Here is a 12,262-nt window from a genome sequence, read left to right as displayed (position 1 = left end):
GGTTCTCCTGCTCTGTTGGGGGTGCGACGAAGCTGTCAGCAGGCGTCCGCGCCGCGCGGGGGCACGGAGCCCGTCAGGGGACTCTCATCGAGGTAGCGGATCTCGTACACGCGTTCGGTGAACTTCCAGCCGGCCGGGGTGCGCTGGTAACGGTCGTGGTAGATGGCGTAGTTCACCCCGGACCGGCCGTCGCGGCCGCGCCCGACCTCGGACATGTACGCACGGCCGGACGCGCTGTCGCCGTCGAGCAGGATCATGCCCGGGTGGGTGTTCTGCACCAGGAAGTCCACGAAATCCGGTACCCGTCGGCCCCAGGCTCGGATCTGCTCCTGGCCGGCCATCTCGGCGGGGATGTCCGGCATCCGCCATACGCCGTCCTGCGTGAACAGCGACGCGACACGGTCGTAGTCACACATCATCACCGCGTCGGTGAACTCACCGCGCAGCGCCTCGATCTCGACCCGGTCCGCGATCGCCTTGAAGTCGCTCATCATTTCCTCCCTGTCACATCCACCGGGGATGCTGTGCCGGTGTCAGCAGTACGACGGCGCAGCGCACCGGAATGTCAGGCCAGACGCCGACCTCACATTCCGGTGCGCTGTCCCGTCGATCCGGTGAGAGCAGATCCGGCCGACGCAGGGCAAGGGGAGAACCGTGACCACCGCAGACGATCAGAGCCTGAGCGCGATCACGAGCGAGCGGCGTCAGCTGATCAGCCTCGCCTACCGGCTGCTGGGCTCCCTGGCCGAGGCCGAGGACGCCGTCCAGGAGACCTACGCCCGCTGGTACGCCATGTCCCGGCCACAGCAGGACGCCATCGAGTCCCCCGGCGCCTGGCTGACGAAGGTCGCCGGGCGCATCTGCCTGGACCAGCTCGGCTCGGCACGGGCCCGGCGCGAGCGCTACGTAGGTGAATGGATCCCCGAGCCGCTGCCCGAACCCACCCAGTGGACCACCGGGCCGGCGGGCAGCGCCACGGCCGACCCGGCCGACCGGGTGACCCTCGAGGAGTCGGTCAACATGGCCTTTCTCGTCGTGCTCGAATCGATGACCCCGGCCGAACGCGTCGCGTTCATCCTGCACGACGTCTTCCGCTACTCCTTCGCCGAAGTCGCCGAGATCGTCGGCCGCACACCCGCGGCCTGCCGTCAGCTGGCCTCCTCCGCCCGCCGCCGCATCCGCGCCTCCCAGACGCCCGCGACCCCGGCGGCCCACCAGGCCGGCATCGTCAGGGACTTCAAACAGGCGTGGCGGGCCAAGGACATCAGTGCCCTCATCGGCCTCCTCGACCCCGACGCCACAGTGATCGCCGACGGCGGCGGCCTCACCCGAGCCTCACTCCACCCCATCGAAGGCAGCGAGCGGATCGCGCACTACCTCACCGACCTCTTCACCAGGGCACCCGGCACCCTGACCGTCGCGGAGCGCACGGTCAACGGCCGGCCCGGCCTGGTCGCTCAGCAAGACGGCCGCACCGTAGCCGTGTACGCGTTCAACATCGCCGGCGATCACATCACCCACATCTGGGCAGTCCTCAACCCCGAAAAGCTCCGCCCCTGGACAACCCGCTGACCCACGCCTGCGGCCACCCCATGCCGAGCACGACACACACCCGACAGGCCACGACCCTCGGCCAGGCTGAGCCGGCCAGGATGTCCTGGATCACGAGACGGCGCAGTGCGCGGCCGAGCTCGATCATCGAGCCGTATTGCCGGGCCATCAGTGTCCAGCGGATCGGGCGCGGTCGGCGTAGGCGCCCTGCCCTCGGACCGCGCCCGCGTCGAAGTGCGAGCACACCGACCTCGAGCAGATGGCGAGCCGGATCAGGTGGGCAGTCACCGTCGACGGTCTCTTCCGCCGGCCATGGGATCATTGCGGTGATGGTGCACTTGCGCCAACTGGCGGCGCTGTTCGGCTTTTTCGAAGCCCACAGCGGACCGGGTCATCGACCGGATCGGCCCACTGCTCGCGCTGGAGCAACGAGAGAGGTTCCGCCGGACCACGGTCTTGATCGTGGACGGGACGCCGCGTCCCGAGATCCACGTCCGGGTTCGACGCGGGCAGGAAAATCCCGGGCCGGAAGAGACACATCGTCGTCGACATGAAAGGGCTGCTGCTGTTCGTCATTGGCCGCGACGGCGTCGTGGGCGCTGGCCGGCTTCGTCTGGGCCGATTCCATCTACGGCGGAACGCTGGTCGACTGGGCCAAGTCCTTCCTCAACCTGACGATCAAGACCGTGAGCAGGCCCGAGGGAGCGATGGGCTTCGTCCTCCTGCCGCGACGCTGGGTAGCAGCCTGGCGTCACGTCCGCAACGGCGGAGACCACGGCCGCGATCGTTGTCACGATCGCGGTGATCGCCCCAATCCAGGCGAGCTGCGTTTGCACGGAAAGCCGTGACCACGGGCTGCCTGACGTGGCCTCTTCGCTGATCATCATCTTCGTTCACGGTCTGTCGTTCCCGCGAAATCCTCAGTGGCCGACGTTACGCGCCGTCGAGGCAGCCAGCCCCCTGGGTTGTACGATCGCCTTACCGTATTCTGATTCTGTGACCGCATCCGGCAGCCCCGTACCCCACAGCTCCGCCGAACCCGTCGACCTGGCCGCCCAGGTGGGCCGGGTCGCCGCACCTCTGCGCCAGCAGGTAGTCGAAGTGCTGCGTCAGGCCATCCTCAGCTTCCACTACGCGCCTGGCCAGCGGCTGATCGAGCGCGAGCTGATCGAGGAGATCGGCGTCTCGCGCACCACCATCCGTGAGGCGCTGCGCGAGCTGGTGGCCGAAGGCCTGGTCAAGACGATCCCGCAGAAGGGCGCCGTGGTGGTGGTGCCCTCCCCCCAGGAGGCCCTGGAGCTCTACGAGCTGCGCGCCGCCCTGGAGGCGCTCGCCGTACGCCGGTTCACGGAGGTCGCCTCGGACCAGCAGGTGGCGGAGCTCCGCACCGCGTTCGAGCAGCTGGCGGAGGCCGCAGGGGGCGAGGGCGCCACCCTGCAGGTCCTCCAGGCGAAGGACCGGTTCTACGACGTCCTGCTGCGCGGCTGCGGAAACCGCTCGGTCCACTCCACGCTCGGCGGTGTCCAGGCGCGGCTCAGCCTCCTTCGGGCCACCTCGCTGTCCCAGCCCGGCCGGACCGCACGCAGCGTGCAGGAGTTGCGCACCGTGATGGAGGCCATCGAGGCGCGCAACGCCGAGGCTGCTGTGCGAGCCTGCAACCATCACATCGAGCAGGCAAGGCGGGCCGGGCTGGAGGGGCTGTCCGCGACCAGCGGGCTGTCGTCGTTCAGCACCGCCTCACTCTGAGGCCCGGCTTGAAGTCCCTTCGTCGCGCCGTTCCGTCCAACCTCGCCGTCGGCGCTTCGGTCGTCCTTCAGTGCATGACGTACCCTCCGTTCGGCGAAAGGGTCTGGCCGGTATAGAACGCGGACTCGTCGCTCGCGAGGAACAGGATCGTGTGCGCGATCTCCTCGGCGGAGGCGGCCCGGCGCAGCACGCCCAGATCGACGACGGCGCGGCGGACCGGCTCGTCCTGAGGCAGCATCGGTGTGTCCGTCGCGCCCGGCGCCACCGCGTTCACCCGGATCCCGTCGGACGCGACAAGGGCGGCCACCGCGCGAGTGAGACCCAGCACCCCCGCCTTGGACGCCGGGTACATGGCCGGCAGCGGGAAGTTGGCCAGCGCCCCCACACTGGAGACATTGACGATACTGCCGCCCGCCGGTGACATCCGCCGCATCAGGCGTACGGCGGCCCGCACCGAGTAGAACGTTCCGGCCAGGTTCACCGCCACCACGTCCGCGAAGTCCTCGTCGGTGAGGTCGCACAGGTCGGCCTGCGCCCCGGAGACACCGGCGGCGTTCACCGCGGTGTCGAGCCGGCCGAACTCGGTGAAGGCACGGTCGTAGGCCGCGTCCACCTGGCTGCTGTCCCGTATGTCGGTGCCGACCGCCACCGCGCCCCGGTATCCGGCGACGGCGTGGGCCGTGCGCCCCGCGTCGAGGTCCACGGCCAGGACCCGCGCCCCCTCCTCGGTGAACCGGCGAACCGTGGCCAGCCCGATGCCCGAGGCGGCGCCGGTGATCAGCGCGGCCTTGCCCGCCAGCCGGCCAACGGGGGACTGCCGGGCGTACCGACCGCCGGCGGATCGTCGGCGGCGGTCGCCGGGTGACGCGCTCATGCGCGCCTGCTCGTCAGCTCGCCGAGGGGTTGTCGAAGAACTGGTCCAGGTAGGACTGCTGCATCCACGCCTCGCCGTCCTCGACCTCACCGGGGTCGCTCACCTCGGCACCGGCGGGCAGGTAGTCGGCCAGGTTCGCCTTCGTGATCACCGAGGGTTCGCGGGTGATCGTGCCGACCTTGGGGCCGTCGCCCGCCATCACCATCATCCCTACGGTGAACCAGGCCTTCGCCTCCTGGGTGCCGTTGCCGCCCGTGCCGGCGGTCTCGTAGCCGTCGGCCGTCTCCAGTTTCTTCCAGGACGCCAGCGACGAGGCCGACGCGCCCGCGTCGACGACCTTGGGGATGTCCCGGCCGGTGGAGTCGAAGGCCGCGTAGACACCGGAGCCCATGATGCCGACCTCCGCCACCATGTCGATCTGCTGCGGGTGGCTGGAGAGGAACTTCAGCATCTCGGCCTTGGCCACCGCCGGCACGTAGGCGCCGTTGACCTCGCCGAGGATCTTCATGCCGGAGCAGGCGGCGAGGACGTCCTTGACGCCCTGGTAGCCGATCGTCTCGGACGACAGCCCCTGGAAGCCGCGGACGATCACGACACTGCCCTTGCCCTTGAGCTGTCCGGCGACCAGGGCGGTCGGCTCCGCGGTGTTCAGGTAGGCGTTCTCGGCGACGTTGACGGCGTACTGGGAGCGGATGGTGGAGCCGAGCGCGACCGTCACCACGCCCTTCCTTCCGGCGGCGTCGACCGCGGAGACCATCGCGTCGCCGGAGAGCGGAGTGATGTAGATGATGTCGACGCCGGAGTCGACCAGCTCGTTGTAGCCGCGGATCTGCTCGGCGGGGGTCATGGTCGCCGGGTCGGTCATGATCCGCTTGACGAGCTTGCCCTGGACCAGTCCCTTCGCCTTGGCGGCCGTGAAGCTCGCCTCGATCTGCTTGACGACCGCCGCGGCGAACGGGTTGGACGCCGGGAGGTAGGAGAAGCCGACCTTCGCGGCACGGCCCAGCTCCTTCTTCTTCCGCCAGGCGCTCGCGAAGACGTCCTCGCCGTAGGCGTTGTACGCCTTCTGCAGCTCCGCGGGGAGTGCCTTGATCGCGCCGTCGGGGTCCTTGGGGGCGATGGTCGGCACCTGGCCGCAGGCGGCTGACGCTTTCCCGGCGGTGTCCGTGGCACTGTCGCTCGCGCCGGCGGCGACCGTACCGCCCGAGCCGCCGCAGCCCGTGAGCAGTGCGGTGAGCACGAGCCCGGTGGAGGACGCCACGACGCTCGTGCGGGCGCGGCGGAAGGTGGATCTGTTCATGGGGAAGCCTTTCTTGGCGAAAGATGCACACAGAGAGAGCGGGGAGAGGTGGAAGGAGCGGGGGGGGTCGGATCAGACCTGGTCGCGGAGCCGGCGCTCACGGCCGTAGACCGCCATCGCGGCGAGGATGACGAGGCCGTTGAGGATCTGCTGGTCGGCTTCCTGGAAGCCGAGTCCGACGAGCACCGTGGAGACGGCGGTGAGCAGGAGGACGCCCACGGTGGTGCGGGTGTAGCTGCCGGGGCCGCCGAACGCCGTGCCGCCGAGGACGACCGCGGCGATGCTCTGGAAGAGGTAGGGGTTGCCGAGGCGGTTGTCGACATTGCCTGCGAAGCCCGCCAGGACGACTCCGGCGAGTACGGCGAGGGCCGCCGACAGCGCGTACACCGTGACCCAGACCCTGCGGGTGCGGATGAGGGCGAGGTGCGCGGCGACCGGGCTCGCGCCCGTGGCCAGGAGGCGCCGACCGTGGCGGGTGCGGTGCAGCAGGACGGAGACGACGGCGACGGCGAGCACCCAGATGACGACGACGGGCGGCACCGGGATGCCGAAGGTGGACGCCATGGGCGCGCTGAGCCGGGTCACCCAGCCGGGCGCTGCCGAGCCGGTCCCCCCGCCGCTGAGAACGGCGGTCGCTCCGACGGCGATCGAGCCGGCGGCGAGGGTGACGATGATCGGGTGGATGCCGAAGCGGTGGCAGAGGTAGCCGACGAGCCCGCCCGCGGCGGCACCGCAGACGACGGCGAGGACCAGCATCACCGGCAGAGGAATTCCGGGTACATCGCCGAACTGGGTGACGGTGACCGCGCCGGCCACGATGAACCCGGCCAGGGACAGGTCGATGCCCCGGATCAGGACGACGAGTGTCTGGCCGATCGAGGCCAGGCCGGTGAGCGCGCAGAGCACGAGCACCGACCGCAGGCTCGACGGTTCGAGCAGGCCCGGCAGGGCGGCCGCTCCCCAGCCGAGGACGCCCACGATGAGCAGCAGTTGCACGAGCGGGAAGCGGCGCTGGAGAGCCAGGAGGCGCTGTCCGGCGGTGGCGCCCGGAGGTGCGGGCGGTGCCAGGACCTTCTGGGCGAGAGAGGATGTGTCGAGTGGGTCTTGCCGGATGGCCGTCATCGCCCTTCCTTCGGTGTACGGGCCGTGAGCGCCCCGAAGAGCACCGCGCCGATGAGCAGGACCCCGTAGATCATCTGCAGCCAGGTCTGCGGGACCTGGAGGGCACCGAGCAGGCTCTGGAGGAGGTAGATGGCGGCGGCGCCGGCGAGCGCGTTGGCCATGCCGCCGCCTCCGCCCTGGAGCGGGAGGCCGCCCAGCGCCACCGCGGCGATCGCGATGAGGGTGTAGGCGGTGCTGGTGCCCGCCTCGGCGGTGGACGCCAGGCCGATGAGGACCAGGCCGCCGACCGCGGCCATCGCGCCGCCGAGCGCGTAGGCGAGCACCCGGACGGTGCCGACGGGGACGCCGCTGGTGAACGCGGTGACGTCGTTGCCGCCGACCGAGCGCAGCAGTCCGCCGTAGGTGGTCAGCCGGGTGACCACCAGCCAGAGGGCGACAGGGACCGCCAGGGCGACGAGCCCGCCCGGCACCGGCCCCCCCATCGAGCCGGCGAAACCGGCCATCCAGGTGCCCGAGATGGTGGTCGGGCTGGGGGACAGTTTCAGATCGAGCCCGGTGACGACGAAGAACATCGCGAGGGTGACGACGATCGGCTGGAGCCGGCCGACGACGACGAGGAGGCCCGTGACCGTTCCCACCAGGGCGCCCGCGGCCATGAGGAGGGGCAGAGCGACGTAACCGCCGAGACCGGCCGGCTGAAGCTGGGTGGCGTAGAGCAGACCGCTCAGGGTCATCAGGGGACTGATCGACAGGTCGATGCCGCCGCGCCCGCTCATGATCGAGGGGACGCTCGCCATGGCCGCGATCCCGAGCGGGGCCAGCGCGGCGAGCTGGGAGGTGACACCGAAGCCCGGTAGCAGCAGCAGGTCGGCGACGAGGAGCCCGGCCGAGAGGGTCAGCGCGAAGAGGTGGGTGTGGTGGGCGAAGAGGGAACCGACGCCCCGGCGGGGTGCGGGGGTCGTACGCTTCGGGGTTGCCGAGGCCTGCTGGTCGACGACTCTCATGCGGTCACCGCCGCGTCGGCGAAGAAGGCGTCGACGAGCCGGTCGCGGCTCAGGTCGGCGCGGTCGAGTTCCGTGGCGAGGGAGCCCTCCCGGAACACCAGCACACGGTCCATCAGCTCGACGTGCTCGTCGACCTCCGAGGACAGCATGACGACGGTCAGGCCCCGTTCCGACAGCTCGCGCAGCAGCCGGTAGAGGTCGCGCTTGGCTCCCAGGTCGATTCCCCTCGTCGGGTCGTTGAGCAGCAGGACGTCGGGATCGGCGGCCAGCCAGCGGGCGATGACGACCTTCTGCTGGTTGCCGCCGCTCAGAGTGGTGATCGCGTCGGCCGTGCGGCCGTACTTGATGGCGAGCCGCTCGACGTAGTGCCCGAACCGCCGTTCGGCGGCGCGCTCGGACAGCAGTCCCTTCCTGACGTCCTGCTCCGTGGTGGCCACGGCGAAGTTGTCCAGGATGGACATCCACGGCAGGATCGACTCCCCGCGCCGGTCCCGGGCGACATAGGCGATGCCCAGATCCCGCGCCCGCCGCGGATCGGTGACCCGCTGTTCGCGCTCCCCCTGAAGCCGTACGACCGCATGGGGGTCGCCGTGTCCGACGAGGAGCCGCAGGAACTCGTCCTGGCCGTGGCCCTCCAGTCCGGCCAGCCCGACGATCTCGCCGCGGCGGAACTCGGCGGTGCAGGGAGCGGCGTCCGGGCGAGGCCGAACGCCCGTGACCCGCAGGACGACAGGGCGCTCCACGGGGTCGGTGGACGGGTCGGGGACGGCCGCCGTGGTGTCCCGGACCGGGTGCGGGCCACCGCTCATGAGCCGGATCATCTCGTCGTGGTCCCAGTCCGCGCCGAGGGTGCCGACCGTGTGGCCGGAGCGGAGGACGGTGACGCGGTCGGCGATCTCCCTGATCTCGTCCATCCGGTGGGTGATGAGGACGGCACTCATACCGCGCTCCGCGCGCTCCCTCACCAGGGCGAAGAGCCGGGTGCGGGTGTCGTGGTCGAGGGCCGAGGTCGCCTCGTCGAGGATCAGCACCTTCGGGTCGCGCAGGAGGGAGCGGGCGATGCCGCAGGCCTGGCGGTCACTGAGCCGCAGCGAGCCGAAGGGGGCGTCGAGGGCGGGGGGCGCAACCAGGAGCGCGGCGAGGATCTCCGCCGCCTTCTCGCGGCGGGCCGTGTCCCGGGTCACCGGTCGCAGGAAACGGTCGGCGCCGAGCCACAGATTGTCGAGGACGGTGCGGTTCTCGACGCCGAGCACCTCCTGGAACACCGTGTTGACGCCCGCGCGAAGCGCGTGGGCCGGAGTGTGCGGGGTGTAGGGCCGGCCGTCGGCCGTCATGGACCCATGGTCGGGGCGGTGCACTCCACTGAGGATCTTGACCAGGGTGGACTTCCCGGATCCGTTCTCTCCCACGAGGGCGTGCACCTCGCCCGGGAACAGGCGGAGTGCGGCGTCCTGAAGGGCGACCGTCGGACCGAAGCGCTTCCGAAGGCCGTCGACCGCCAGGACGGCCTCCGGCTCGGCTGGGTCGTCGAGACAGGTGAGCGGGTGGGTCGACACTGACCCCCTCCTGACTTGGATGGGACGGACTTGAGCGAGACAGACGGACCCCAGACCGTATGATTGTCGTCTGGTCATACAATCTATTCTCTGCGAGGAGGACCGTAGCGTGCGGCGAAACCGGCGTCCAGAGGTGGATTACCAGGAAATTCCGGAAAGACCTCCCCCACCTGAAAGCCCTGACACACGATTGTCGTCTCGTCATACAAAGAGTACGGTTTGCCGAAACCGACACCCGGGCGGGCCGGGGCGGCGAGCACAAGGAGCGCGCGTGTACCTCATCACCGGTGCCAGCGGAGGGCTGGCCCAGACCGCAGCGGAGTTGCTGCTGGAGTCGGTTCCCGCCGACCAGGTCGTCCTGACGACGCGGGCGCCAGGCAGCCTCAAGGCGTTCGCCGACCGCGGCGTCCACGTCCGATACGCCGACTTCGCCGAACCGGACAGCCTGGAGGCCGCCTTCGCCGGGGCGGAGCGGATGCTGCTCGTGTCGACCGCCCAGGTCGGCTCGCGGATCGGATTCCACCGCACCGCGATCGACGCGGCCCGGCGCGCGGGCGTCCGGTACCTCGCCTACACCTCGATCGTCGGTGCCGGCATCGCGGAGAACGACGCCGTGGTCTGCGTCGAGCACCGCGCGACCGAGGCCATGCTCCGGGACTCGGGCCTGCGCTGGAACGTGCTGCGCGACTCCCAGTACGCGCAGGCGGTCGCCTACTTCATCGCCCCCGGCGCGGTCGCCCTGGGGCAGATGGTCGGCGCCTGGGGCGAGGGCACGGTCGGCTTCGTGTCCCGGGACGACTGCGCGGCCGCCGCCGTGGGAGCGCTGCTCGGCCGCGGCGAGGACGACCGCGCCTACGAGATCACCGGCCCGGAGCAGCTGACCTATCGTCAAGTATGTGCGCTGGTCTCCGAGATCAGCGGCGTGGACGTGACGTACGTGCCGATCGGAGACGATGAGCAGTACGCCATCTTCGACTCCCTGGGCGTGCCCCGGGAGTACGACCCCGAGGCCATCGCCTCCTCACCGATCCCTTGGAACAGCGACGACATGGTGTCGTTCAGCCGCGCGATCCGGCTCGGGCACATGGCGTCCCTGAGCGACGCGGTACGGACCCTGGCCGGACGGGAGCCACGCTCGATGCGGTCGGTACTGGAGGAGGCGGCGGCGACCTGGACGCCCGCCGGCGCCGTCGAGGAGGCCACGCGATGACCACCGACACGCACACGGACACCGTCGGCGACGGCGGCTACCTCAGCGAGAAGGCCCTGCGGCGATTCACCGACGTGCTCGGCGAGGACGGCGTGGTCCTCGATGAGGGCCGCTTCCACGAGCAGTACCGCGACAAGTACTGGCACCGCGACGACGACACCTACGACCCGGCCGCCGTGCTCCTCCCCCGCAGCACCGAGGAGGTGCAGGCGGTGGTCCGGATCGCGAACGAGTTCGGCGTGCCCGTCTGGACCTCCTCCCAGGGCCGCAACTACGGCTATGGCGGCTCCTCGCCCCGGCTGAAGGCGACCGTGGTGGTCAGCCTGACCCGGATGAACCGGGTCCTGGAGATCAACCGTGAGCTGGCGTACGCCGTGGTCGAGCCGGGCGTGCGCTGGTTCGACCTGTACGACGCGCTCAAGGAGTCCGGCAACGAGGACCTGATGGTGACCGTCCCCGACCTCGGCTGGGGCAGCGTCATCGGCAACTCCCTCGACTGCGGCATCACCTACCAGCCCTACGGCGCCGACTTCATGGCGCCCTGCGGCATGGAAGTGGTCCTGGCCAACGGGGAGTTGCTGCGCACCGGCATGGGCGCCATCCCGGACAACAAGTCCTGGCACACCTACAAGCGCGGCCTCGGCCCGGTCCTCGACGGACTGTTCGTACAGTCCAACTTCGGCATCGTGACGCGGATGGGCTACTGGCTGATGCCCCGCCCGGAGGCGTATGCGCCGTTCTTCCTCACCGTGCCGCGCGACGAACACCTCGAACAGGCCGTCGACATCATTCGCCGCCTGCGGCTGGACGGCACCCTGCGCGGGGTGCCGAGCATGTACAACACCGTCACACTGGCGGCCCAGTTCCCCGAGGTGATGGGCCGTTTCGCGGGGGCCGAGGGTGCCTTCAGCGAGGAGACGCTGGACGAGATGGCCGACGCGACCGGGCTCGGCCGATGGGCACTCCGGGGAGCCCTGTGGGGCGACGGCCCCGTGGTGGACCACCAGCTTGCGAAGATCCGGGCGGCGTGGAGCGCGATCCCCGGCGGGCAGGTGCTGTTCGAGCGGACGTACGGTCCCGGCGAGTACGACGAGATCCGCACGATCCCCGACAAGTGCCAGGCGGGCCTGCCCGGTCTCGACCTGATCGAGGCCATCCCCGAGGGGATCGCGCACATCGGCTTCTCCCCCGCGATTCCTCTGGTCGGGACGGATGTGCGGGAGGTCGTCGATCTGTTCGACCGGATCGTCAGGGAGCAGGTCGGGGTGAACGTCGCCGGCGGCCTGCTGATCATCAATGAGCGGACGGCGCTGTACGTCACCGGGCTCAACTACGACTACCGGGACGCGGAGCAGTGCCGACGGGCGTACGACGCCGTGAAGGTGCTGGTCGCGGAGGCGGGACGGCGGGGGTACGGCGAGTACCGCGCCCACCTCGACTTCATGGACCTGGCCTCCGAGCAGTACTCCTTCAACAACCACGCCTACCGACGTTTCTGCGAGACCGTCAAGGACGCGGTCGACCCGAACGGCATCCTGTCGCCGGGCCGGCACGGCATCTGGCCGGAGAAGTTCCGCCACCACGCCGATCGCGACTGAGACGGTGACACCAGGAAGGCGGTGAGGCCCGGGGCCTCACCGCCTTCCTGTCGCTGTTCCGTTCTCCGAGGGTGTTCAAGTGGCCGCGAGCAGGGAGAGGCCGAGGACTGCCAGGGCGAGGCTGACGGTGAGGACCGCGGAAGCATGGGTGCTCCACCAGCGCACCCTGGGCATGGCGGAGGCCGGGATCATCTCGATATCTGCCCGGCGCAGGGCTGCCTTGTACAGGACCATGGACAGGGTGCCCAGCCCTCCGATCACGGCGATGTGTCCGGCGAGCGCACGCAGTGTCGAAGACACG

The 12,262-nt window shown here is 70.2% G+C and carries 11 protein-coding genes and 2 pseudogenes; 6 read left to right on the top strand and 7 right to left on the bottom strand.

The window, feature by feature from the left end:
* Positions 1-35: 35 nt before the first annotated feature.
* Positions 36-491, bottom strand: coding sequence for a nuclear transport factor 2 family protein (locus ABZ464_RS39445; protein WP_359286086.1), 456 nt, complete (start codon positions 489-491; stop codon positions 36-38).
* Positions 492-654: 163 nt separating this feature from the next.
* Between ABZ464_RS39445 and sigJ the strand changes: the two genes are divergently transcribed.
* The 4 genes and pseudogenes from sigJ (at position 655) to ABZ464_RS39425 (ending at position 3,297) form a co-directional block, all read left to right on the top strand.
* Positions 655-1,572, top strand: a complete 918-nt coding sequence (gene sigJ / locus ABZ464_RS39440; protein WP_359286083.1) for an RNA polymerase sigma factor SigJ — start codon at positions 655-657, stop codon at positions 1,570-1,572.
* Between the two features lie 348 nt (positions 1,573-1,920).
* A pseudogene (locus tag ABZ464_RS39435) lies at positions 1,921-2,025 on the top strand (IS5/IS1182 family transposase); the annotation flags it as partial.
* 4 nt (positions 2,026-2,029) lie between these two features.
* Positions 2,030-2,291 (top strand): annotated as a pseudogene (locus tag ABZ464_RS39430) (IS5/IS1182 family transposase); the annotation flags it as partial.
* Between the two features lie 256 nt (positions 2,292-2,547).
* Positions 2,548-3,297: a GntR family transcriptional regulator gene (locus tag ABZ464_RS39425; RefSeq protein ID WP_359286080.1), complete on the top strand. Its 750-nt coding sequence runs from the start codon at positions 2,548-2,550 to the stop codon at positions 3,295-3,297.
* Positions 3,298-3,364: 67 nt separating this feature from the next.
* Here the strand turns inward: ABZ464_RS39425 and ABZ464_RS39420 are convergent, their stop codons facing one another.
* The 5 genes from ABZ464_RS39420 to ABZ464_RS39400 form a co-directional block, all read right to left on the bottom strand.
* Positions 3,365-4,171 (bottom strand): SDR family NAD(P)-dependent oxidoreductase, encoded by an 807-nt coding sequence (locus ABZ464_RS39420; protein ID WP_359286077.1) that lies wholly within the window; start codon positions 4,169-4,171, stop codon positions 3,365-3,367.
* Between the two features lie 13 nt (positions 4,172-4,184).
* Complete coding sequence (locus ABZ464_RS39415; protein ID WP_359286075.1) at positions 4,185-5,471, bottom strand: substrate-binding domain-containing protein; 1,287 nt, start codon at positions 5,469-5,471, stop codon at positions 4,185-4,187.
* Positions 5,472-5,543: 72 nt separating this feature from the next.
* Positions 5,544-6,593 carry an ABC transporter permease gene (locus tag ABZ464_RS39410; protein WP_359286073.1) on the bottom strand — a complete coding sequence of 350 codons (1,050 nt, stop codon included), beginning with the start codon at positions 6,591-6,593 and terminating at the stop codon, positions 5,544-5,546.
* A complete protein-coding gene (locus ABZ464_RS39405) occupies positions 6,590-7,597 on the bottom strand; it encodes an ABC transporter permease (protein WP_359286070.1) in 1,008 nt (335 codons plus the stop codon). Before ABZ464_RS39405 ends, ABZ464_RS39410 begins: the two co-directional genes overlap by 4 nt.
* Entirely contained in the window at positions 7,594-9,153 is a 1,560-nt protein-coding gene (locus tag ABZ464_RS39400; protein WP_359286068.1) for a sugar ABC transporter ATP-binding protein, read from the bottom strand. The genes ABZ464_RS39405 and ABZ464_RS39400 overlap by 4 nt, the downstream gene beginning before the upstream one ends.
* A gap of 271 nt (positions 9,154-9,424) precedes the next feature.
* Here ABZ464_RS39400 and ABZ464_RS39395 point away from each other — a divergent pair, with 271 nt between their 5' ends.
* Complete coding sequence (locus ABZ464_RS39395) at positions 9,425-10,363, top strand: NAD(P)H-binding protein (RefSeq protein WP_359286065.1); 939 nt, start codon at positions 9,425-9,427, stop codon at positions 10,361-10,363.
* Positions 10,360-11,961, top strand: coding sequence for an FAD-binding oxidoreductase (locus ABZ464_RS39390; protein ID WP_359286062.1), 1,602 nt, complete (start codon positions 10,360-10,362; stop codon positions 11,959-11,961). The genes ABZ464_RS39395 and ABZ464_RS39390 overlap by 4 nt, the downstream gene beginning before the upstream one ends.
* A 75-nt stretch (positions 11,962-12,036) precedes the next feature.
* On the opposite strand, the gene ABZ464_RS39385 is transcribed toward ABZ464_RS39390, so the two are convergent.
* Positions 12,037-12,261: a hypothetical protein gene (locus ABZ464_RS39385; protein WP_359286059.1), complete on the bottom strand. Its 225-nt coding sequence runs from the start codon at positions 12,259-12,261 to the stop codon at positions 12,037-12,039.
* Between the last annotated feature and the right edge of the window lies 1 nt (position 12,262).

Origin of the sequence: Streptomyces sp. NPDC005820 (genome assembly GCF_040630255.1) — a bacterium.
In the GTDB taxonomy this organism is placed as follows: Bacteria; Actinomycetota; Actinomycetes; order Streptomycetales; family Streptomycetaceae; genus Streptomyces.
Note: the sequence above shows the minus strand (reverse complement) of the source record. Positions and strands in the feature narration are given on the sequence as shown.

What these genes read in the sequence shown, in the direction of transcription:
- ABZ464_RS39390 (WP_359286062.1), top strand. Translation starts at nt 10,360, where the DNA reads ATGACCACCGACACGCACACGGACACCGTCGGCGACGGCGGCTACCTC.
- ABZ464_RS39420 (WP_359286077.1), bottom strand. Translation starts at nt 4,171, where the DNA reads ATGAGCGCGTCACCCGGCGACCGCCGCCGACGATCCGCCGGCGGTCGG.
- ABZ464_RS39445 (WP_359286086.1), bottom strand. Translation starts at nt 491, where the DNA reads ATGAGCGACTTCAAGGCGATCGCGGACCGGGTCGAGATCGAGGCGCTG.
- ABZ464_RS39415 (WP_359286075.1), bottom strand. Translation starts at nt 5,471, where the DNA reads ATGAACAGATCCACCTTCCGCCGCGCCCGCACGAGCGTCGTGGCGTCC.
- ABZ464_RS39410 (WP_359286073.1), bottom strand. Translation starts at nt 6,593, where the DNA reads ATGACGGCCATCCGGCAAGACCCACTCGACACATCCTCTCTCGCCCAG.
- ABZ464_RS39405 (WP_359286070.1), bottom strand. Translation starts at nt 7,597, where the DNA reads ATGAGAGTCGTCGACCAGCAGGCCTCGGCAACCCCGAAGCGTACGACC.